This window comes from Butyricicoccus sp. OF27-2pH9A, from assembly GCF_027693185.1.
In the GTDB taxonomy this organism is placed as follows: domain Bacteria; phylum Bacillota; class Clostridia; order Oscillospirales; family Butyricicoccaceae; genus Agathobaculum; species Agathobaculum butyriciproducens.
On sequence record NZ_JAQEXK010000013.1, the window covers coordinates 25524 to 46750 of the forward strand.

Annotated in this window: 19 protein-coding genes; 10 read left to right on the forward strand and 9 right to left on the reverse strand. The window is 54.0% G+C overall.

Annotated features, from left to right (window positions below; genetic code table 11):
• Position 1 precedes the first annotated feature (1 nt).
• Complete coding sequence (pyrB, locus tag PG722_RS10280) at positions 2-1066, forward strand: aspartate carbamoyltransferase (RefSeq protein WP_188886173.1); 1065 nt, start codon at positions 2-4, stop codon at positions 1064-1066.
• Positions 1067-1279: 213 nt separating this feature from the next.
• On the opposite strand, the gene PG722_RS10285 is transcribed toward pyrB, so the two are convergent.
• Complete coding sequence (locus PG722_RS10285) at positions 1280-2380, reverse strand: tyrosine recombinase XerC (protein ID WP_330674682.1); 1101 nt, start codon at positions 2378-2380, stop codon at positions 1280-1282.
• Between the two features lie 81 nt (positions 2381-2461).
• On the opposite strand from PG722_RS10285, the gene PG722_RS10290 reads away from it, so the two are divergent.
• Both PG722_RS10290 and PG722_RS10295 read left to right on the forward strand, forming a co-directional pair.
• Positions 2462-2986 carry an O-acetyl-ADP-ribose deacetylase gene (locus PG722_RS10290; RefSeq protein ID WP_270580484.1) on the forward strand — a complete coding sequence of 175 codons (525 nt, stop codon included), beginning with the start codon at positions 2462-2464 and terminating at the stop codon, positions 2984-2986.
• Positions 2979-3977: a helix-turn-helix transcriptional regulator gene (locus tag PG722_RS10295; RefSeq protein WP_118729867.1), complete on the forward strand. Its 999-nt coding sequence runs from the start codon at positions 2979-2981 to the stop codon at positions 3975-3977. Before PG722_RS10290 ends, PG722_RS10295 begins: the two co-directional genes overlap by 8 nt.
• A 231-nt stretch (positions 3978-4208) precedes the next feature.
• Here the strand turns inward: PG722_RS10295 and PG722_RS10300 are convergent, their stop codons facing one another.
• From PG722_RS10300 to metF, 3 genes are read right to left on the reverse strand one after another with little or no spacing between them, the layout of a single operon-like run.
• Positions 4209-6581, reverse strand: coding sequence for a homocysteine S-methyltransferase family protein (locus tag PG722_RS10300; protein WP_270580515.1), 2373 nt, complete (start codon positions 6579-6581; stop codon positions 4209-4211).
• Positions 6582-6586: 5 nt separating this feature from the next.
• The gene (locus tag PG722_RS10305; RefSeq protein ID WP_270580485.1) at positions 6587-7231 is read right to left on the reverse strand and encodes a vitamin B12 dependent-methionine synthase activation domain-containing protein; all 645 of its coding nucleotides are present in this window, start codon (positions 7229-7231) and stop codon (positions 6587-6589) included.
• The gene (gene metF, locus PG722_RS10310) at positions 7228-8088 is read right to left on the reverse strand and encodes a methylenetetrahydrofolate reductase [NAD(P)H] (RefSeq protein ID WP_270580486.1); all 861 of its coding nucleotides are present in this window, start codon (positions 8086-8088) and stop codon (positions 7228-7230) included. The genes PG722_RS10305 and metF overlap by 4 nt, the downstream gene beginning before the upstream one ends.
• A gap of 176 nt (positions 8089-8264) precedes the next feature.
• Here metF and PG722_RS10315 point away from each other — a divergent pair, with 176 nt between their 5' ends.
• The gene (locus PG722_RS10315) at positions 8265-9158 is read left to right on the forward strand and encodes a radical SAM protein (protein WP_270580516.1); all 894 of its coding nucleotides are present in this window, start codon (positions 8265-8267) and stop codon (positions 9156-9158) included.
• A 1-nt stretch (position 9159) separates the two neighbouring features.
• Positions 9160-9957, forward strand: a complete 798-nt coding sequence (gene thiD, locus PG722_RS10320; RefSeq protein ID WP_270580487.1) for a bifunctional hydroxymethylpyrimidine kinase/phosphomethylpyrimidine kinase — start codon at positions 9160-9162, stop codon at positions 9955-9957.
• A gap of 236 nt (positions 9958-10193) precedes the next feature.
• Here the strand turns inward: thiD and hydF are convergent, their stop codons facing one another.
• The 4 genes from hydF to PG722_RS10340 all read right to left on the reverse strand — a co-directional run bounded on the left by hydF (position 10194) and on the right by PG722_RS10340 (position 14241).
• Positions 10194-11411: a [FeFe] hydrogenase H-cluster maturation GTPase HydF gene (gene hydF / locus PG722_RS10325; RefSeq protein WP_270580488.1), complete on the reverse strand. Its 1218-nt coding sequence runs from the start codon at positions 11409-11411 to the stop codon at positions 10194-10196.
• A gap of 12 nt (positions 11412-11423) precedes the next feature.
• Positions 11424-12872 (reverse strand): [FeFe] hydrogenase H-cluster radical SAM maturase HydG, encoded by a 1449-nt coding sequence (hydG, locus tag PG722_RS10330; RefSeq protein ID WP_227108836.1) that lies wholly within the window; start codon positions 12870-12872, stop codon positions 11424-11426.
• A gap of 72 nt (positions 12873-12944) precedes the next feature.
• Complete coding sequence (gene hydE, locus PG722_RS10335; RefSeq protein ID WP_270580490.1) at positions 12945-14003, reverse strand: [FeFe] hydrogenase H-cluster radical SAM maturase HydE; 1059 nt, start codon at positions 14001-14003, stop codon at positions 12945-12947.
• Positions 13984-14241 carry a TM1266 family iron-only hydrogenase system putative regulator gene (locus tag PG722_RS10340; protein ID WP_270580491.1) on the reverse strand — a complete coding sequence of 86 codons (258 nt, stop codon included), beginning with the start codon at positions 14239-14241 and terminating at the stop codon, positions 13984-13986. Before PG722_RS10340 ends, hydE begins: the two co-directional genes overlap by 20 nt.
• Positions 14242-14667: 426 nt before the next feature.
• On the opposite strand from PG722_RS10340, the gene nrdD reads away from it, so the two are divergent.
• From nrdD to PG722_RS10355, 3 genes are read left to right on the forward strand one after another with little or no spacing between them, the layout of a single operon-like run.
• Positions 14668-16788 carry an anaerobic ribonucleoside-triphosphate reductase gene (gene nrdD, locus PG722_RS10345; protein ID WP_118480065.1) on the forward strand — a complete coding sequence of 707 codons (2121 nt, stop codon included), beginning with the start codon at positions 14668-14670 and terminating at the stop codon, positions 16786-16788.
• Positions 16789-16793: 5 nt separating this feature from the next.
• Positions 16794-17288 carry an anaerobic ribonucleoside-triphosphate reductase activating protein gene (gene nrdG, locus PG722_RS10350; RefSeq protein WP_270384720.1) on the forward strand — a complete coding sequence of 165 codons (495 nt, stop codon included), beginning with the start codon at positions 16794-16796 and terminating at the stop codon, positions 17286-17288.
• A 16-nt stretch (positions 17289-17304) separates the two neighbouring features.
• Positions 17305-17820, forward strand: coding sequence for a deoxyuridine 5'-triphosphate nucleotidohydrolase (locus PG722_RS10355; protein ID WP_118285774.1), 516 nt, complete (start codon positions 17305-17307; stop codon positions 17818-17820).
• Between the two features lie 152 nt (positions 17821-17972).
• Here PG722_RS10355 and PG722_RS10360 read toward each other — a convergent pair whose 3' ends face one another.
• On the reverse strand, positions 17973-18119 hold the full coding sequence (locus PG722_RS10360) for a hypothetical protein (protein ID WP_158557213.1): 147 nt from the start codon (positions 18117-18119) through the stop codon (positions 17973-17975).
• Between the two features lie 141 nt (positions 18120-18260).
• On the opposite strand from PG722_RS10360, the gene PG722_RS10365 reads away from it, so the two are divergent.
• Both PG722_RS10365 and spoIVA read left to right on the forward strand, forming a co-directional pair.
• On the forward strand, positions 18261-19736 hold the full coding sequence (locus tag PG722_RS10365) for a DUF3794 domain-containing protein (protein WP_270580493.1): 1476 nt from the start codon (positions 18261-18263) through the stop codon (positions 19734-19736).
• Between the two features lie 14 nt (positions 19737-19750).
• Positions 19751-21226: a stage IV sporulation protein A gene (gene spoIVA, locus PG722_RS10370; protein ID WP_118761211.1), complete on the forward strand. Its 1476-nt coding sequence runs from the start codon at positions 19751-19753 to the stop codon at positions 21224-21226.
• Position 21227 lies beyond the last annotated feature (1 nt).

The window sequence follows — 21227 nt, forward strand, 5'->3', positions numbered from 1 at the left end:
CATGCGCCATATTATTGATTTATGTGATTTAACGGAAAAGGAATTTTCCGATCTGTACAAACTGGTCAGCAATATTATCGACCGACCGGAGGGCTATGTAGATGCCTGCCGCGGCAAGGTGCTGGGCAGCCTGTTTTATGAACCTTCTACCCGTACCAACCTGTCGTTTTCCACCGCAATGATGAGACTGGGCGGCAGTGTTGTCGGTTTTTCCGATCCGAACGCCACTTCTGCGTCCAAGGGCGAAACACTCAAGGATACTATCAACATGGTATCCAGCTATGCGGATATGATCGTCATGCGCAACCCGCGAGAGGGTGCAGCCAAGGTAGCTTCAATGTACTCGTCTGTGCCGGTCATCAATGCCGGCGACGGCGGTCATCTGCACCCGACCCAGACGCTTGCCGATATGATTACCATTCTGCGTATGCGCGGCTCGGCTGACGATATGAAGATTGGCCTGTGCGGTGATTTGAAGTACGGCCGTACCGTGCATTCTCTGCTGCATTTTCTGCAGCGGTATCATAATGTACAGTTTTATCTGATCGCACCTGATGCACTCAAGCTGCCGGACTATATGGTAAAATTCCTGAAAGACAACAATATGCCGTTCTGCGAGGTAGACAGCATTGATGAAGTTCTTCCCGAGTTGGATGTGCTGTACATGACCCGCATTCAGCGCGAGCGCTTTGTCACGGCAGAGGAGTACACAAACCTTGAAGGCAATTATCAGCTGACTGCTGAGAAGATGAAGCGCGCCAAGAAGGACATGCTAGTGCTTCATCCGCTGCCGCGTGTTGATGAGATTGCACAGGACGTGGATGATGATCCGCGTGCGGTCTACTTCCGCCAGGCGCGGTTCGGCATGTTCGGCCGTATGGCACTGCTGCTGACGCTGTCCAAACTGCCGTTCGAGCGTGCCGGTCATCATGAAATCGGTGCAGATCCCGGCATCCGCTGCTCCAACCACAAGTGCATTACGCGAAGCGAGCTGTATGTACCGCTGCACGGCAAGGTCGGTGACCGCTGTCCGTACTGTGATGCCGCGCTGGAGATGCAGCTGTAATAAAAAAACAAAGAGTCTGTTGCAGAACAGATCCGCAAAGAACGCAGGGACGAAAGGTCGCATAAGGCATTTCGTCCCTGCGTTTGTTTTCGAAAATGGGTGGTTTGATCTTGTTTCACACCTAATCATAAAGCAAAAAGACGAGTAAGCACTCCCTTTCGAGGGAACTTACTCGTCTTTTCTTGCGCACTATTTTGCAACGCGCCCCTTTTGTTACTTATCGCTGTTTTTCGGCTGTTTTACAGGCACACGCTCACCGTTCGGCCGGATTTCCGCCAGCGGATTCCTTGCCGCAGCTTCGCGCATGTTTTCATTCTCGATGTGGGTGTAGATCATGGTCGTATCCACACTCGAGTGACCAAGAATGCTTTGCAGTGTGCGGATATCCACGCCATTCTGGTACATGAGCGTTGCCGCTGTGTGACGCAGCTTGTGCGCAGAGTATTTTTTGGGGTCGAGTCCGGCTTGACCGATATATTTCTTTACCAGCCACTTGACCGTCTGCACATTGATGCGGTTGCGCTTTTTGCTGACAAACAGCGCGTCCGCGTCCTGCTCGTTCGGCTCCAGGCGTTTGGGCAGATACTGCTCGAGTGCGGCAAGACACGCATCATTGAGAAATACCGTCCTCTGCTTGCCACCCTTACCGAGCACGCGCACAGTATCGTCCTTGAAGTCGGTCAGATTCAGACCGACCAGCTCGGAAACACGCATGCCACAGTTAAGGAAAAACGTCAGGATGCAGTAATCTCGCTCGGCATACGAGCCGGTGACGGATTCCAGAAGCCGCACACTGTCGTCTGTCGTGAGGTAAGTCGGCAGGGACTTTCGGACAGTCGGCGCTTCCAGTCCGCTGACCGGATTAACCTCTAAAACATGCTGTTTATCGGTCAAATACCGGAAAAATGCGCGTATCGCAGAGACCTTGCGTGCACGCGAGTTGACACTCAATCCGTAATTGGTGTGGTTGCTGTTCTGCTGAGTTGGGCGGCTCTGCGCCATGTATTCCAGATAATCATAGGTGTCCGACAGCGTGATATCACGGATAAAATCCAGATCAATGTCGCTGATGTCGATCTCATCAAGCGGAAGATTTTTATCGACTGCGCCTTTGTTGTGCTTGAGTACGCGGAAAAACAGCCGCAGATCAAGATAATATTCGTGTGCAGTTTTCGCGGATTTGCCGCGTATTGTGGAAATATAGGTTAAAAAATCCCGCAAAACGCGCGGTGCGTCTGCGGCGTATTCGTTCATCGGCTTGTCCATTGCTGCGCTCTCCTCGCCTGCTGTGATGCTGTATTTATTATAACGCATTCTGCAATTTGCGTCAAACTTGCAATTTCCGGAAAAACAACGTATAATAAAGCCAACAACTTCATGGAAGGGGCATGGCTGATGAGCCGAATTTTTATTCAGCGCGGAGATATTACCCAATGCACGACCGATGCGATTGTAAACGCTGCCAACACGTCCCTGCTGGGCGGCGGCGGTGTGGACGGTGCCATTCATCGTGCAGCAGGACCGGAGCTGCTGGCGGAATGCCGCACGCTCGGCGGCTGTCGGACCGGCGAAGCCAAAGCAACACGAGCATACCGTCTGCCATGTCGGTATGTTATTCATACGCCGGGACCGATCTGGTGCGGTGGACATGCGGGTGAGGCGGTACTGCTGGCAGGCTGCTATCAAAACTGCCTGCGCATTGCATCTGAATTAAATTGCAAAACCGTGGCGTTTCCGTCCATCAGCACCGGTGTGTATCGCTTTCCGCTGAATCGTGCCGCTGAAATCGCTATCCGTACGATTGAGGAATATCTTTCAACTCATGCAGAAATTGAGCAGGTAAGCATGATCTGCTTTGATGGAACCACGCTTTCGGCGTATCAAAACGCGCTTTCTGAACGGGAGGCTAACCATGTCTAAAAATCCGAATCAAAAGCTGAAGCTGCTGTATTTATACCAAATCCTGCTGCAGCGAACGGATGAGAACCATAAACTCACCACAGATGAACTGCGTGCGGCACTCGAGCGCTGCGGCATTACCGCTGAGCGCAAAAGCATTTATTCGGACATCGAAGCACTCCAGAATTTTGGCCTGGATGTAATTTGTCAGAGAGGTACCGGCGGCGGCTATTACGTCGCGTCACGCGAGTTTGAACTGCCCGAGCTCAAGCTGCTCGTGGATGCAATTCAGTGCTCCCGCTTTATCACCGAGAAAAAATCCAACGAGCTCATCGGCAAAATCGAGCACCTCACCAGTGACCATGAAGCACATACGCTCCAGCGTCAGGTGTATGTTTCCGAACGTGTGAAAACGCTTAATGAGCAGATTTACTACAATATTGATGCGCTGCATGCGGCCATATCCAACGATGTCCAGATTACGTTTCGCTATTTCAACTGGGTGCTGAATTTCTCTGCCAGTCCGCGCATTCAAAAGCAGTACCGCCGAGATGGTGCGCGCTACCGCGTCAGTCCGTGGGCACTGACGTGGGACAATGAAAATTACTATCTGATTGCCTTCGATCACGATGCCGGTGAAATCCGCCACTACCGCGTAGATAAGATGGATTCACTTGTGCAGACCGACCTGCCTCGTGAGGGTAAACAGCTGTTCGACGATCGGTTTGACGCGGCAGCCTACTCCCGTAAGGTGTTCGGCATGTTCTCCGGCGAGGAGAAAACCGTGAAGCTGAAATGCCTGAACCGCTTTATCGGTGTCATGCTCGACCGCTTCGGCAGCAGTCTGCGTCTGTTTCCGGCGGATAACGAACATTTTTATCTGGATGTGGATGTTGTCGTCAGTCCGCAGTTTTTTTCCTGGGTGTTCAGTCTGGAAGGCGATGTGCGCATTGTAAACCCGCCGGAGGTCTGCGAAGCGTTTGAAAAGCAGATTCACAAATTCATAGACTAAGTACCGTTTAACGTACTTTCCTTTTGTTATACTATGTACAACAAAAGGAAAGGGGATGCGCAAGATGAACTGCACTCTCGAATATGTAAACGGACACATTGAAGTATATGACGGAACCGGCGCGTTTCTTTTCTCTGCCGATACCAAGCAGGAGGCACTCGAAGAACTCGAAGACGCCGCTTAATTTCATAAAAAGAGACTGTATCGGTGATACAGTCTCTTTTTCTTATCTTATACGCCAAATACGGAATCCGCATAATGCACGGTTGCCATAGCGTCCTTCGCGTAGCAGTCCGCGCCGATGGAATCTGCGTATTCCTGTGTGAGCACGGCACCGCCGACAACGACCTTGGTGCCCGGCTTTTTCTCACGCAGCTGTTTAATGGTCTCTTCCATGCTGACAACCGTCGTCGTCATCAGTGCACTCAGGCCGACCACAGGAACATCTTCCTTGATAGCGGTATCAACGATCACCTCGGGCGGAACGTCCTTGCCGAGGTCGAGCACCTGATAGGCGTAGTTTTCCAGCAGAACCTTGACAATATTCTTGCCGATATCGTGAATATCTCCCTTGACGGTCGCAAGAATAATTTTGCCCTTAATCTGCTGGCTCTCACCCTTCATCGCGTCCTTTACGACTTCGAAAGCCGCCTTGGCCGCTTCTGCGCTCATGAGCAGCTGCGGCAGGAACACGGTGCCCTTCTCGAAGCCCTTGCCGACGCGGTCCAGCGCCGGAATCAGCTCGTTGTTGACAACCTCGAGCGGCGGAACCGTCTGCAGCATTTCCTTTGCCGCGTCGATAGCGCGTTCACGCAAGCCGCGTTCAATGCTCTCCGCGAGCGGCATCGCCGTGCTGCCTGCTGCTGCAGGAGCCGCCGCTGCCGGCTGGTTGCCGTAGGCCGCAATGTAGCCTGCGCACTGCTCATCCAGGTTGGCCAGCGCCAGATAGGAACGATACGATTTCATCATTGCCTCGTTATTCGGGTTGATGATCGCGCAGGACAGACCGCTCTGCATCGCCATTGTGAAGAAGTTCGAGTTGACAATCTCACGCTGCGGCAGACCGAACGAAATGTTCGATACGCCGAGAATCGAGTGACCGTGCAGCTCATCACGAATGCGGCGCAGTGTTTCGAGCGTTACGAGAGCCGAACCGCTGTCCGACGAAATGGTCATCGCCAGACCGTCAATCACGATATCCTCATGCGGAATACCGTATTTCTCCGCTGTATCGTAAATCTTCTTTGCAATCCGGATGCGGCCCTCTGCCGTGGACGGAATGCCGTTTTCATCCAGTGCCAGACCAACAACAACACCGCCGTACTTACGTACAAGTGGGAACACAGCTTCCATGCTCTCCATCTTGCCGCTGACCGAGTTGATCATCGGCTTGCCGTTGTACAGGCGCATGCCGCGCTCCATTGCGGTGGTATCCGAGGTGTCAATCTGCAGCGGCAGCGCAATAACACTCTGCAGACGCGTAACGACACGCTCCATCATCACGGGTTCGTCGATTTCGGGCAGGCCGACGTTGACATCAAGAATATGCGCGCCGCTGTCCTCCTGCGCCATGCCTTCACCGAGGATGTACTCGATGTTATTCTCGCGCAGAGCTGCCTTGAATTTGCTCTTGCCGGTCGGGTTGATACGCTCGCCGATGATAACCGGCTTCGGCCCGATCTCCACGGCTTGCGAGAACGAGGAGACCACCGTGCGGCGCTTGGCTACCGGCGGTCGGAACGGTACTTTGCGGCACTTTTCGATGGTCAGCCGCAGATGCTCCGGTGTAGTGCCGCAGCAGCCGCCAAGCGCCTGCACGCCCATGCCTGCAATTTCTTCCATCAGGTCGGAGAACTCGGCAGGCGCGATATCGAATACCGTCTTGCCGTTTTCGCTGCGCGGCAGACCGGCATTCGGGTTGACGATGATTGGCAGTGAACTTATCTGCGTCAGTCGTTCGATGATCGGATGCATCTGCTTCGGTCCCAGACCGCAGTTAACGCCGAGCGCGTCTACGCGCAAACCCTCGAGCATGGCAACCGTGGAATCCACCGTGCCGCCGGTCAGCAGCTTGCCTTTTTCGTCGAAAATCAGCGTTACGAGCACCGGCAGATCGCAGTTTTCCTTGGCAGCCAACACGGCCGCCTTAGCCTCGTAGCTGTCGCTCATGGTCTCAATGAGCACGAGGTCCGCACCGGCTTTCGCGCCGATACGGACGGTTTCGCCGAACAGCTCGACCGCACGCTCGAACGGCAGATCGCCCATCGGCTGCAGCAGCTTGCCGGTTGGGCCAATATCGAGCGCAATATAGGCGTCCTCTCGGTCTGCCTGCTGACGCGCGGTTTTTGCATGCGAAACCGCAGCTTGCACGATTTCCTGCAGGTTATCCGGATATTTGAGGGCGTTTGCACCGAAAGTGTTGGTATTCACCACATCACAGCCGGCTTCAAAGTAGCTGCGGTTCAGCGCAATAATCTCATCCGGATGGGACAGGTTCCATGTTTCCGGCAGTTCACCGGCTTTTAAGCCGTGCTCCTGCAGGATGGTGCCCATGCCGCCATCGAAAAATATCCATTCTTTTCCCAGTCGTTCGGTCAGTTTCATTCTTTTCATCTCCTGTAAGCGCAATCCGTCTTGCCGCATTCCTCACAGCCCTTGCGGTGACACGGCTGCGGTGTTTCAGACAGACCGATTACCGCCGTTACCGACTTGATAGGTGCCAGAAGACAGCTTTCGGTCACGGTCAAGCCAATCTTGCGCGGCGTATCCAGCAGGCGGCTGAAATCCCGCTGGTGTGCGATCGGAAAATCGCCGTAGCCAGGGCTGAATCGCGGCCGACAGTACATGCCGCGCTGCGCTGCGTCCTGCCGGATGCATTCGTTGACCTCATCGCAATAGGTCTCGACCATGGCCGCTGCCGCTGCCTGATAGATCACCGCGTCGCTCATCCGGACTGCAGACGCGCGGGCAATCAGGCGATCCGGTCCGATGCCGAGCGTTGCTGCCATCAGACAGACCTCGCTGCAACCCTGCAGATTACGTGCCAGATTTTTGCTGTGAATTTGTACATCTGCGATTTCGAGCGTTTGCGCGTCAATATGCTGCAGCGGAAACACGCGGTAGATCGACTTGGGTTCTGCCGCCTGCTGCAGTGCTTCACCGCATCGTGTCAGGCTGGCCTGCACAGCCTCATCCGGCTGCGTGCCGTGATAACCCATGTAGCGGATGGCTTCCGATCTGTCCAGTTCAATCACTTGAGAATCTCCGACAGGCTGGACTGAATACCTGCGGCAATTTCCGGCTTGTTCATCGAGTAAACATGGATATGGTTGACGCCGTTTGCAATCAGGTCGATAATCTGCTCGGTCGCGTAGATAACGCCTGCCTGCTTCATAGCCGCCGGATTGTCACCGAAACGGTCAACGATAGCCTTGAAGCGTTCGGGCAGGTAGGTGCCGGACATGGAAGTGATACGCTTGATCTGCTTGACATTCGTCACCGGCATAATGCCCGCAACAACCGGAACCGTAATACCCTTTTCTCGAATGCGGTACAGGAAGTTGTACATGATGTTGTTATCAAAGAACATCTGCGTAGTCAGAAACTCACAGCCTGCGTCTACTTTCTCCTTGAGGTGCAGAATATCCTCGGTTTTATTGGCTGCCTCAACGTGACCCTCCGGGTAGCAGGCGCCGCCGACGCAGAAATCGCCCTGCAACTTGATATCGCGTACCAGCTCAGCGGCATAGTGGTAGTCAGAATGCGGAGCACCGCCCTCCGGAATATCACCGCGCAGTGCAAGAATGTTCTCGATACCGGCATCCTTATACTTTTTTACCATCGCTGCAACGTGCTCACGGGTAGAGGAAACACAGGTCAGATGGGTCAGAACGGTAACATCATACTTCTTCTTGAGATCTGCCGCGATGTTGACAGTGTGTTCGCTCGTGCCGCCGCCTGCACCGTATGTAACGCTCATAAAGTCCGGACGCAATGCCGCAATTTCCTGCGTTGCGTGTGCGACAGACTCATAGCTGCTGTTGGTCTTGGGCGGGAATACCTCAAAAGAAAGGGTTACTTTGTCCTGATTCAAAAGTTGAGAAACCTTCATATTGCATCTCCTATGTTTCTACTTGTATTTCTGTTTAATAAAAGACACGATTTTGATCCGCGTGAAAATTCTATACGTTCCAAAGCCGTAGTGTTTATTATATCACATTTCTCTACTTTATTTCCAGACAAAAATACGATATAATATAACGTATCGGAGGGATTATTTTGACCGATATGCTTAAGAACTGTCAGCTGTGTCCGCGCGCCTGCGGCGCAGACCGCACAAAGAGCCGCGGAGCCTGCGGTGCAGGCATCGAAATCGAAGCTGCACGCGCATCGCTTCATATGTGGGAGGAGCCGCCGATTTCGGGTACAAATGGCTCGGGCACGGTGTTTTTCTCTCATTGCTCGCTCGGCTGTGTGTTCTGCCAAAACCGCAAGATCAGCCGCAGAGAGGCCGAGGGACAGAACATTACGGCAGATGCACTGGCGAAAACCTTTCTCTCTCTGGAGAAAAAAGGTGCGCATAACATCAACCTTGTTACCGGCGCCCATTATGTGCCGCAAATTATCGAAGCGCTGCAAATTGCCCGAAAACAGGGGCTTTCGCTTCCTGTTATATACAATTCCAGCGGATATGAGCAGGTGGAAACGCTGCAGCTGCTCGATGGTCACATTGACATCTATCTGCCGGATTACAAGTATTACAGCAGCTACTATGCAGGTCTGTACTCGCATGCGGAAGATTACCGTGAGTTCGCCGTTCCGGCTATTGATGAAATGGTGCGCCAGACAGGTGCACCGCAGTTTGATAAAAATGGTCTGCTGAAGCGCGGCACCGTCATCCGGCATTTGATGCTGCCCGGACTGGCCGGCGATACCGCGCAGGTGCTTCGGGATATTGCCTCTCGATGGGGCGACAGCGTGCTTGTCAGCCTTATGCGGCAGTACACGCCGTTTGATATGCAGGATTATCCCGAGCTTGACCGCACCATCACCGCAGAGGAGTACGCAGATGCCTGTACGCTGTTCGGTGAGCTTGGACTCGGCGGTTTTTTTCAGCAGGACGAATCCATCAGCGAGAGTTTTATTCCCGCCTTTGACGGCACAGGATTGGAGGAAAATTAACATGAAAACCGTTCTCAGCATTGCAGGCACCGACCCGACAGGCGGCGCAGGTATTCAGACCGACCTGAAAACCTTTGAAGCCTTCGGTGTGTATGGCATGGCCGTTATCACTGTCGTGTGTGCACAAAATACCACTGGTGTATTCGGTATGCAGCCGGTTTCCGCTGAACTGGTTGGCAAACAGATTGACTGTGTGTTTGACGATATTTTCCCGGATGCCGTCAAGGTTGGCATGCTGTATGACGCAGAGATTATTCACACAGTAGCGGAGCGCTTGAAGGCGTACCACGCCAAGAATATCGTACTCGACCCGGTAATGATGTCCTCAAGCGGTACCGCGCTGCTGCATCACGATGCGGCAAAGGTTCTACAGGAGGAGCTGTTCCCGCTGTGCACACTGGTCACGCCTAATCTGCATGAGGCAGCCGCTGTCTGCAGCCATAACATCACCAATCGTGAAGATATGGAGCAGGCGGCACGCGAAATCGTCGGCAAGACCGGCGGCGCCGTTCTGGTCAAGGGTGGTCATCTGGCAGACTGCGCAGATGATCTGCTGTTTGACGGCACAGAAATGCACTGGCTTCCCGCGCCGCGTATTGACAACCCGAACACGCACGGTACCGGCTGCACGCTATCCAGTGCAATTGCATGCGGACTGGCACAGGGCATGTCGCTCATCGGCAGCGTCAAGCGGGCCAAGCGGTATCTGACCGCCTGCATTGAATTCAAGCTGGATCTTGGTCACGGTTCCGGTCCGCTGCAGCACCGCATTGCGGATTGGGAGAACCGGCATGCGTGAACTGCGGCACATTCTCGGTGCAGATCAAACATTTCAATCTTTCAAAATGTAATCAAAAAAAAGCGCAAAGAATACAGGGACAAAAGGCTGAAAAAGGCTTCTTGTCCCTGCACTCATTTACACTGCACCGGTGTTGTTTTACACCTTAATCTAAAGCAAAAAGGCGAGTAAGCAAACCCCATTCGGAGAAACTTACTCGTCTTTTCTTGCGCGCTGTTTTCAGCGCGCCCCATGTTTTATCCGTTTGCGGTGCTGCTCCATGCCTGATGCAGATCAGGGAACGGAGCAAGCGCACGATCGAGAATGCCGTGCATATGAGCGATGGCAATGCCATAGTTGGTCATCGGCACATTCCGCTCGGCGCTGTGCCGCAGACGATACTGCATTTCCCGCTCGTTCAGCATGCAGCCGCCGCAGTGCACAACAAGCGCGTACTTGCTCACGTCCTCGGGAAACTCATTGCCTGCGGTAAATGAGAACTGCACATCCTTGCCGGTAAATCTGCGAATCCAGTTCGGCAGTTTTTCCGTGCCGATATCACCGCACTGGCGGTGATGTGTGCAGCCTTCGGAGATGAGCACAGTATCGCCATCCTGCAAGAAATTCAGCTGTGCAGCACCGAGAATCGCCTGCCGCAGATTGCCTTTGTATCGGGCAAACAGGATGGAAAACGAGGTCAGAAGCACATTTTTCGGCACCAGCTTGTCCACGATGCCGAACGCCTGCGAGTCCGTGATAACCAGCTGCGGCGGCTCCCGCAGGGATTCCAGCGTGCGGGTCAACTCGGTTTCGCGGGTGACAAGTGAAATCGCACCTACTTCCAGAATATCGCGGATGGTCTGCTGCTGCGGCAGGATCAGTCGGCCTTTCGGTGCGGCTGAGTCGATCGGCACGACCAGTACGACTGTGTCATTCGGCGCAAGCAGGTCAGCTACCAGACGTTTTTTCGGCTCGGTCGGCTTGACGGCTCGTGCGATCAGTTCCTTGAGTTCACGGATGTTGCTGTCGGTTGCTGCGCTGACGTAAATCTCGTTTTCCGGTACAGCAGTCGGTGCGGATGTCAAATCTGTCTTGTTATGTGCAATTATAAACGGAATCTCCCGCTTGCGGAACAATTCGAGCAGTTCCTGCTCGGCAGGCTGTAAACCGCGCGTGCTGTCCGTGACAAGAACCGCAATATCCGTCTTTTCCAGCACGCGGAGCGCCCGACGGACACGCTCCGCGCCGAGCGCGCCCTCATCGTCAATGCCCGGCGTGTCGATGATAACCACCGGACCGATAGGGAGCAGTTCCATCGCCTTCTGCACCGGATCAGTCGTAGTGCCCTTAATATCGGACACGATGGACAGCGTTTGTCCGGTCACGCGGTTCACCACGCTGGATTTGCCCGCATTGCGCAGACCGAAAAAGCCGATGTGTACACGCTCGCCGGAGGGCTGTGCGTTCAGTCCCATAGGAAACCCTCCTTAGAAGCGGAAATCACGGCGGTTGGAGCTGCAGATATCCTTGATATGCTCGGCTGCAATTTCGCGTACCTTATCGCGCGGGATTTTTTTAAGTTCCTCCTGAATCAGCTCCATGCCAACGCGCCTGGTGTCCTCGCTTGCGTAATCGACCAGATACTCCGCGAGTGTCATCAATGCGTTCGGGTGGCAGCAGTTGAGGATCTGGCCGCTCTTGCACAGGCTCATGAAACGGTCGCCGGTGCGCCCCTCACGGTAGCAGGCGGTGCAGAACGACGGAATAAACCCAAGCTGCATGAGCCAGTGAACAACCTCATCGAGCGAGCGCTGATCGGATACATCAAACTGCTCAGAGTCGTGCGGACGCTCCTCTTCCTCATAGCCGCCGACCGAGGTACGAGAAGCACCGCTGATCTGCGAAATGCCCAGACCAAGCGCCCGCTCACGCACCTGCTGGCTCTCGCGGGTGGAGATAATCATGCCGGTGTACGGCACGGCAATGCGGATGCACGCGATAACCTTTGCGAACAGCTCGTCACTCAGGCCGTTGTCGAATACATCCGGGTCAATATCGTCCGCGCGCTTGATACGCGGCACGCTGATAGTATGCGGGCCAACGCCGTGTACAGCCTCCAGATGCTCGGCGTGCATGAGCAGACCGGCGAACTCGTACTTGTACATTTCCAGACCGAACAGAACACCCAGACCAACGTCGTCGATACCGCCGTCCATCGCGCGATCCATTGCTTCGGTGTGGTAGTCGTAATCGTGCTTCGGACCTGCCGGATGCAGCTTGAGGTAGCTCTGCTTGTGGTAGGTCTCCTGAAACAGAATGTAAGTGCCGATGCCGGCGTCCTTCAGCTTGCGGTAGTTCTCGACTGTGGTCGCCGCAATGTTGACGTTGACACGTCGAATTGCACCGTTTTTATGTTTGATGGAGTAAATGGTGTTGATACACTCGAGAATGTACTCAATCGGGTTGTTGACCGGGTCCTCACCGGCCTCGATGGCAAGGCGCTTGTGACCCATATCCTGCAGCGCGATAACCTCGCGGGCAACCTCTTCCTGCGTCAGCTTTTTGCGAGTGATATGGCGGTTTTTTGCGTGATACGGACAGTAAACACAGCCGTTTACGCAGTAATTCGACAGATACAGCGGTGCAAACATAACAATACGGTTGCCGTAGAACGCCAGCTTGATCTCCTCGGCCAGCTGATACATCTCCTCGATCTTCTCGGGGATATCGCAGGCCAGCAGCACGGAGGCTTCGCGATGCGTCAGACCGGCACAGTGTACGCCGGTAGCCGTTTTCTGCGGACGGGCCTTTTCCAGAATGCTGTCGATCAGCTCGATGTTGTGTTTGTTCTCCTCGGCGTATTTCAGCGTTTCAAGGATTTCCTCATGGTTGATAAACTCCTCTGCATGGAGTGATTTCGGGTTGTACTGAGCCATTTTTTCGTTTTCCTTTCTTATCTTGCGGTCAGAGGATTACTCTTTCCGTCAGAGTCCCTTAAAATGTATCACTTATCGGATAATATCTCCGCGTGCGGTAACAATCCGGCAGCCGACCGATGCCACACGGCGCGACAGGCAGCCGATGCACTGTGCAGCCTCCTCACCGGTACATAGTTTGCCGTCGTACAGTGCATATTTTTTTCGCACCCCAAGCGGAGACAGATTGGGCATCACTACGTTTGCACCAGCCTGCAGTCCGCGCTCGCGGCCGTCCGGCCGGATGGTGCCGAGCGCCGTTGTAGCGGGCAGCAGCAAATTCGGTTGGATCAGCCGCAGCAGTGACAGCAGATACACTGTCTGCTCACACGTTCCGGCCGGAAAATCGCGGAACGGTGTGTCCTTCTGCGGAATAAACGGGCCGATACCGCACATCTCCGGCCGAAATTTTTCGATGAACTTTAAGTCCTCAGCGAGTGTTCGTGCCGTCTGATACGGCGAGCCGACCATAAAGCCGCAGCCGGTCTGGTAGCCGATGTCTTTCAAATCACGAAGGCAGCGCATACGGTTGTCAAACGACATCTGCGCCGGATGCAGCTTTTCATAATGTGCCTGATCGGCGGTTTCGTGACGGAGCAGATAACGGTCCGCGCCAGCATCGAACATCGCCTGATAGGCTTCACGAGGGAACTCTCCGAGCGACAGCGTTACTGCACAGTCCGGAAACTCGGCTTTGATCTGTCGTACCAGATGGCAAACCACATCGACTGAGAATGCGCTGTCCTCGCCGCCCTGCATGACAAAAGTGCGGAAGCCGAGCGCATAGCCTTCCCGGGCACAGTCCAGTATCTGCGCCTCGGTCAGTCGATAGCGGTCACACGCAGGATTGGAACGCCGGATACCGCAGTAATAGCAGTCGTTGCGGCAGATATTGCCGATTTCGATCAGTCCGCGAATGTACACATCCGTACCGTATACCTGTTTGCGTAAGGCAACCGCTTTCTCTGCGGCATAGGCTGCCAGTTCATCGCTCTGGTTTTCGATTAGATATTCGTATTCCTCTATTGACAGGCTGCGCTGCGCTTCCAGCCGGTCAATGAGCTGCTTCGCCTTATTCATCGTTCTGCACATTGGAGTACGCGGTCTTGACGCTGATGCCGTCCAGATTGCCGATTTTGCCGGACAAAGCCGAAATCACATCCTGCGGCGCATCAATGGCGATGGACACAATGTTGATATTGCGCGCTCGATAGGGAATACCCATGCGCCCGATGATATAGCTGCCGTACTCATGCAGCAGGGTATTGAGCCGTTCCACAGAATCCGTGTTCTCTACCACGATTCCCATTACGGCAACTCTTGTTTGCATAAAAACACCTCGGAACAAAAAATAACTGCGTCCTCTGAAAGACGCAGTCCGATACAGATATAAACGGCGCTTCCGTGCAAGAAACGCTGCAATACGATATGGACGGCTCCTTTCATGCAGAATCTGCGGACGCAGAGGCTTACTGTCAGGATCGCTACATCTATTATAGAGGATAGTCGGCAGACCCGCAAGCAAAACCGACGATTTTATGCAAAGAATTATTTTCGCAAAAATATATATGATATTTTTGTCGAATTTTATCCTTCCAAATCTATATCTTGTATGGTACAATGCAATAGCGGCACATGATATATGGGTATGCACTTTTACGCTTTGCCTGTAAACAGCAGTGCTTTTTTGTTCGCTTTTTATCGAACAATATGATATAATGATGAACGTATGAAATTTAGAGAGGAAGAACAACACATGGTTCGAGTTGTCAAAAAGGATCACACCAAAGAACCGTTTAACATCCAGAAGGTTGTTATCGCCGTCAATAAGTCGGCAAACCGTGTCCTCTACAACTTTACAGAGGATGAGTTGAAGTCGATCTGCAATCATGTCGAGGGTTATATCCGTGACCATCACATGACCGAGATTCAGATCTGGCAAATGCACAACATCGTTGAGTCTGCACTTGAGTCGGTGCAGCCGGAGGTTGCCAAAAGCTACCGCGACTACCGCAACTATAAGCAGGATTTTGTCGGCATGCTGGACAGCGTATACCAGAAAAGCCAGTCCATCATGTATATCGGCGATAAGGAAAATTCCAACACGGATTCCGCGCTGGTCTCCACCAAGCGCAGCCTGATCTTCAATCAGCTCAACAAGGAGCTGTACCAGAAGTTCTTTATGAACACCGAGGAACTGCAGGCCTGTCGGGACGGCTACATTTACGTCCACGATATGTCGGCACGCCGCGATACCATGAACTGCTGCCTGTTTGATGTAGCGAGTGTCCTCAAGGACGGCTTTGAGATGGGCAATCTGTGGTACAACGAGCCGAAAACACTTAATGTTGCATTTGACGTGATCGGTGATATCGTGCTTTCCGCTGCAAGCCAGCAATACGGCGGCTTTACCGTGCCGTCGGTCGATCTGCTGCTCGAGCCCTATGCCGAGCGCAGCTACAAAATGCTGACCGAGAAGTATACTCGTCTGGGACTGGATGCTGATACGGTCGAGAAGGAAGTTATGGCGGACATTCTCAACGACTTTGAGCAGGGCTTCCAGGGCTGGGAGTACAAGTTCAACACGGTAGCATCCAGCCGCGGCGACTATCCGTTCATCACCATGACAATGGGAACCGGCACCGGTCGTTTTGCCAAGCTGGCCTCCATTACCATGCTGAATGTACGCCGCAAGGGGCAGGGCAAAAAGGGCCAGAAGAAGCCGGTCCTGTTCCCGAAGATCGTATTCCTGTACGATGAGAACCTGCACGGTCCCGGCAAGCTGCTTGAGGATGTATTTGAAGCCGGTATCCTGTGCTCGTCCCGTGCGATGTATCCGGACTGGCTGTCGCTAACCGGTGAAGGCTATGTGCCGAGCATGTATAAGAAGTACGGCGCGATCATCAGTCCGATGGGCTGCCGCGCGTTCCTGTCTCCGTGGTACGAGCGCGGCGGCATGAAGCCCGCTGATGAGAGCGACAAGCCGGTATTTGTCGGCCGCTGGAACATTGGCGCGGTATCGCTGCACCTGCCGATGATCTACGCTAAGGCACAGCAGGAGAGCCGTCCGTTCCGCGAGGTGTTGGACTACTATCTGGAGCTTATCCGCAAGCTGCACATCCGCACCTATGCATACCTGGGGGAGATGCGTGCATCTACCAATCCGTTGGCGTACTGCGAGGGCGGCTTCTACGGTGGACATCTCAAGCCGTCGGACAAGATCAAGCCGATCATGAAAACCGCTACTGCGTCGTTCGGCATTACTGCACTCAACGAGCTGCAGGAGCTGTACAACGGTAAATCGCTTGCCGAGGACGGTCAGTTTGCCCTCGAAACACTGCAGTATATCAACGATAAAGTCGAGCAGTTCAAGAACGAGGACGGCAATCTGTATGCTATCTACGGTACACCGGCAGAGAGTCTGTGCGGTTTGCAGGTCGAGCAGTTCCGCAAGAAATACGGCATCATCGAGGGCGTTTCCGATCGTCCGTATGTCTCTAACAGCTTCCACTGCCATGTTACCGAGGACCTGACACCGATTCAGAAGCAGGATCTTGAGGGGCGTTTCTGGAATCTGTGCAACGGCGGCAAGATCCAGTACGTCAAGTATCCGATTGACTACAACCATGAGGCGATTCGCTCTCTGGTGCGCCGCGCCATGGCAAAGGGCTTCTATGAGGGTGTCAATCTTTCACTCGCGTACTGCGACGACTGCGGTCATGAGGAACTTTCCATGGATGTCTGCCCGAAGTGCGGCAGCCGCAACCTTACCAAAATCGAGAGAATGAACGGCTATCTTTCCTACTCTCGCGTGAAGGGCGATACGCGCCTGAACGATGCCAAGATGGCCGAAATTGCTGAAAGAAAGAGTATGTAACACGAATGCAGTATCACAATATAACCAAGGACGATATGCTCAACGGCGACGGCCTGCGTGTTGTGCTGTGGGTGGCCGGCTGCGGACATGCCTGTCCCGGCTGTCACAACCCCATCACATGGGATGCGGAAGGCGGTCTGCTGTTTGATCAGGCAGCAAAGAATGAGCTGTTCACCGAGCTCGGCAAGGACTATATCTCCGGCATCACGTTTTCCGGCGGCGATCCGCTTTTCCCCGGCAACCGTGAGGAGGTCAGCGAGCTGTGCCGCGAGATTCGGCAGAAGTTTCCGGACAAGACCATCTGGCTGTACACCGGCTATCGCTGGGAGGAAATCAAGTGGCTGCCGTTTCTCGATCAGATTGACGTGCTGATCGACGGTCGTTTTGTACAGGCGCAGGCCGATCCGCAGCTTCACTGGCGCGGCAGTGCCAACCAGCGCGTGATCGATGTTCCGCGCACGCTTGCGGCTAACAGTATCGTCCTGCATGACGATAAGTAAAAAGGAGTGCTGAATTATGCAACAGATCGCACAGTTTTTCAAGGTATCCGAGGAACAGTTTGTCCGTGACTGGTGCGCGGCTACCCGCCGCAGCGCGGATGAGGCCAAGAAGGTCTATCAGAACATCCGGCTGCCGCGCCGCGCGACCAAAGGCTCTGCCGGCTATGATTTTTTTGCGCCGGAAAGCTTTACGCTTGTTCCGCATGAGACCATCCTTATTCCGACCGGTATCCGCGTTATGATCGAGGACGGCTGGGTGCTGAGCCTGTACCCGCGTTCCGGTCTGGGCTTCCGTCACCGTCTGCAGCTCGACAATACGGTCGGTATTATCGACAGCGACTACTTTGAGGCTAAAAATGAAGGACATATTCTCATTAAGATGACCAGCGACGATCACAAGGGCAAGACCCTTTCGGTTGCCGCCGGCGACGGCTTTGCACAAGGTATTTTCCTGCCGTTCGGTATTACCGTGGACGATGAGGCTGACGGTGAACGCACCGGCGGCTTCGGTAGCACGACTGAAAAGAAGTAACGATTTCATAAACAGCCAAAAGCGCATTCACAGAGATTTATCTGCGAATGCGCTTTTTCTTATGCCCTGTTTACATGAAACAGGCAGCACAGGATCCCGCGTAAGCACTTGGGACTTTTCCATACAACAACCTTCATATGCCTTACCCTCCTTCAGCACTGCAGCAGGAACAGCCCTGCCGCGATCACTGCCAGTGCAATCAGCCACACCGGCAGACAGGATGGGAGCAGACTGCCTAGCAGCAAGCCTGTTCCAAACATAAATACGGCAAGACCGATCGCCTGACCACGGCAGAACATAGCGCATCACGCTCCTGTTACCAGTATAAGCAGCTCGGATAGAAAATGTGACAGCAAAGCGAAACCGATCTGCTCATATTTTACGCAAGCGCTTCATATGGTAATGCAGGAGCAGCGGTGAAACCAAAGGAGGCAGCATCAATGGAACTGAATCAAACAAGCATCTGCTACTACGAAAAGAAATTAGCGCATATCTCTGCGGCGACAGAGAGTGCGGATTCGATTGTGCCGGACACGTTTCCGGATATCGGACGAATCGTGTGCGCGTATGGTACGGCGGCCATCAAGGACCAGACTCCGCAGAATGGTCGCCTGTTGGTATCCGGCACCGTGCAGACGACCGTACTGTATGAACCAGAAAACGGCGGTAAACTGCGTCGGCTCTCCGTGCCGGTCACGTTTGCGCATATTGAGGAATGCGAGGGTGTCTCGGCAGAATCTGTCTGCAGCACCGTGTGCCGCATTGCTGCGGTAGAGGCCGAAGCTATGAACAGCCGCAAGGTGAGCGTCAGCGTTCAGCTTTGCTTTTTAACCGAAGGCTACTGCAAAGCAGAATGCGACGTGACAGAATCGGTCGAACTGGACGGCATAGAATGCCTGAGCCATTTGCAGAGCATAACGCTGCTGGAGCAGGTACGCAGTTATCCGGTGACAATACTGGACGACGTACAGCTTGCGGATGCAGCGGAGCTGTCCCTTCTGCATACCGACTGCACGATGCAGGTATCCGAGTGCCGCGCCATGCATGGCAGAATCATCGTGAAAGGTGAGGCGATACTGCACTGTCTTGCCATGCAGGAGGATGATGCTGTGCGCGTACTGAACAACAGCACGCCGTTCACGCAGATTCTCGAGCTGCCAGAAGCAGAAGAAGGCGCCCTGACCGCAGTTCATATGACCGTATCCGAGGCAGACTGCCGATTGGAATCCGATGGCATGTTGTCCTGCACCATCAGCGCACAGGCAATAGTACTGCTGCGGCAGGAGCGCAAGCTGCACTGCATCGAGGATATGTATCTGCCCGGCAAGGTGCTTGCTGCGCAGGCAGAACATCCTGTATTGCAGAATATGCCATCCGCGCAGCCGTTTACCGCCGAAGGCAGTGAGACCTTGCAGACTGCACAGCATGTTTCTCATGTGATTGCCGCGCAGGCGGTCTGCTGCGGCGCAAAGCGCGTATCGGAGAGCGAGCTGCAGGTCAAAGCCGGTGTTCGTGTGCTGTATTTGAGTGATGAACAGCAGCTTTGCGCAGTACAGCGTATTGTACCGCTGACCATGCCGTATAGTGAAGCCGGAGAGCCGGAAGATCTTACACTTTCGGCACGCGCCACAGCGGCGGGTGAGCGCGGATTACTTTTGACTGTCAACGCAAACGGCACTGCTGCAACACAGGAGCGCGTGACGTTCTGCCATATCTCTGCGTTGGAGATCAAGCCAAAGGAGAGCAGTCATAACGGCGTAACACTGGTTCTCAAGCAGATCAACGGCGAAGAACGGCTGTGGGATATTGCCAAAAACTGCGGTACGACCGAGCAGGCCATCCGCTGTGCGAATGACTTGCCGGCAGAGGCAGAGCGTGTGCAGAATGCCATGCTGCTGATTCCGATTCAGGACTGAAAGGCGGGAAGAGAATGGAAAACCAGATTTACGACCAAATCAGCAGCCGTACCGGCGGTGATATTTATATTGGTGTTGTCGGTCCGGTTCGTACGGGCAAATCCACATTTATCAAGCGGTTCATGGAGACTATGGTGCTGCCCGATATGGAGAATCCATACAAGCGGGAGCGCGCACGGGATGAATTACCGCAGTCCGGCACCGGACGGACAATTATGACTGCCGAACCGAAATTTGTGCCGGAAGAAGCGGCGGAAATCGCTCTGCCGGAAGGCGGCGCATGCCGGGTACGGCTGGTGGACTGCGTAGGCTATCTGGTAGAGGGCGCACTCGGCGGCATGGAGGGAGATACACCGCGCATGGTATCTACACCGTGGCAGGAGGAACCCATGACACTGGCCGAAGCGGCAGAGATTGGCACACACAAGGTTATCGGTGAACACTCTACCATCGGACTGGTGGTGACGACCGACGGCAGCTTTACCGAGCTGCCGCGTGAAGCCTATATACCGGCAGAAAAACGCGTAATCGAGGAACTGCAGTCACTCGGCAAGCCGTTTCTCGTGCTGGTAAACTCGTCAGAGCCGAACGGCGAAACAGCACAGCGTGTATGTGCCGAGCTGCAGTCGCAGTACGGGATTGCACCGATTGCGGTGAACTGTCTTGAACTGGATGAGAGCGGCATTGCGGATATTCTGCAGCAGGTGCTGTATGAATTTCCGGTCTGCGAGATTGGTTTTGTCCTTCCGCGTTATATCGGTACTCTGCCGCTGCATCATCCGGTGCAGAACAGCATTTACCAGTGCATCCGCACAGCCGCCGAAGGCGGAGAAAAAATGCGCGATGTACAGAAGCTATGCCGTACCCTCGAAGAGAACGAATACGTCGAGCGGGCGAGCGTGGACAATATGGCGCTCGGCAGCGGCTCGGCGGTCGTGCATGTGGACATACCGGAAACCGTATTCTATGGCATTGTCGGCGAGCAGACCGGCATTCAGGTGCGGGATGACGCAGATTTGATTCGTGTGCTTGAGGATTTTGCTGCGGTGAAACAGCAGTACGAACGGCTGCATGGTGCGCTCGATCAGGTATATCAGACCGGTTACGGCATTGTGATGCCGTCGGTGGAGGAGCTGTCGCTCGAGGAACCGGAAATCGTTCGGCAGGGAGGGCGGTATGGTGTGCGTCTGCGGGCTTCTGCACCATCCATCCATATGATGCGGGCCAACATCAAAGCTGAGGTCAATCCGATCGTCGGCACGGAAAAGCAGTCGGAAGAACTGGTACACTATCTGCTCAGCGAGTTTGAGGAACAGCCGGAGAAGATTTGGGAGACCAATATTTTCGGAAAGTCGCTCAATGAACTCGTGCGTGAGGAACTGTCGCACAAATTGAGCCGTATGCCGGATGATGCCCGTGGTAAAATCCGCGAAACACTGGAAAAGATCATCAATGAAAGCGCAGGAGGACTCATTTGCATCATCCTGTGAA

What these genes read in the sequence shown, in the direction of transcription:
- pyrB (WP_188886173.1), top strand. Translation starts at nt 2, where the DNA reads ATGCGCCATATTATTGATTTATGTGATTTAACGGAAAAGGAATTTTCC.
- PG722_RS10285 (WP_330674682.1), bottom strand. Translation starts at nt 2,380, where the DNA reads ATGCGTTATAATAAATACAGCATCACAGCAGGCGAGGAGAGCGCAGCA.
- PG722_RS10290 (WP_270580484.1), top strand. Translation starts at nt 2,462, where the DNA reads ATGAGCCGAATTTTTATTCAGCGCGGAGATATTACCCAATGCACGACC.
- PG722_RS10295 (WP_118729867.1), top strand. Translation starts at nt 2,979, where the DNA reads ATGTCTAAAAATCCGAATCAAAAGCTGAAGCTGCTGTATTTATACCAA.
- PG722_RS10300 (WP_270580515.1), bottom strand. Translation starts at nt 6,581, where the DNA reads ATGAAACTGACCGAACGACTGGGAAAAGAATGGATATTTTTCGATGGC.
- metF (WP_270580486.1), bottom strand. Translation starts at nt 8,088, where the DNA reads ATGAAGGTTTCTCAACTTTTGAATCAGGACAAAGTAACCCTTTCTTTT.
- PG722_RS10315 (WP_270580516.1), top strand. Translation starts at nt 8,265, where the DNA reads ATGCTTAAGAACTGTCAGCTGTGTCCGCGCGCCTGCGGCGCAGACCGC.
- thiD (WP_270580487.1), top strand. Translation starts at nt 9,160, where the DNA reads ATGAAAACCGTTCTCAGCATTGCAGGCACCGACCCGACAGGCGGCGCA.
- hydF (WP_270580488.1), bottom strand. Translation starts at nt 11,411, where the DNA reads ATGGGACTGAACGCACAGCCCTCCGGCGAGCGTGTACACATCGGCTTT.
- hydG (WP_227108836.1), bottom strand. Translation starts at nt 12,872, where the DNA reads ATGGCTCAGTACAACCCGAAATCACTCCATGCAGAGGAGTTTATCAAC.
- hydE (WP_270580490.1), bottom strand. Translation starts at nt 14,003, where the DNA reads ATGTGCAGAACGATGAATAAGGCGAAGCAGCTCATTGACCGGCTGGAA.
- PG722_RS10340 (WP_270580491.1), bottom strand. Translation starts at nt 14,241, where the DNA reads ATGCAAACAAGAGTTGCCGTAATGGGAATCGTGGTAGAGAACACGGAT.
- nrdD (WP_118480065.1), top strand. Translation starts at nt 14,668, where the DNA reads ATGGTTCGAGTTGTCAAAAAGGATCACACCAAAGAACCGTTTAACATC.
- nrdG (WP_270384720.1), top strand. Translation starts at nt 16,794, where the DNA reads ATGCAGTATCACAATATAACCAAGGACGATATGCTCAACGGCGACGGC.
- PG722_RS10355 (WP_118285774.1), top strand. Translation starts at nt 17,305, where the DNA reads ATGCAACAGATCGCACAGTTTTTCAAGGTATCCGAGGAACAGTTTGTC.
- PG722_RS10360 (WP_158557213.1), bottom strand. Translation starts at nt 18,119, where the DNA reads ATGTTCTGCCGTGGTCAGGCGATCGGTCTTGCCGTATTTATGTTTGGA.
- PG722_RS10365 (WP_270580493.1), top strand. Translation starts at nt 18,261, where the DNA reads ATGGAACTGAATCAAACAAGCATCTGCTACTACGAAAAGAAATTAGCG.
- spoIVA (WP_118761211.1), top strand. Translation starts at nt 19,751, where the DNA reads ATGGAAAACCAGATTTACGACCAAATCAGCAGCCGTACCGGCGGTGAT.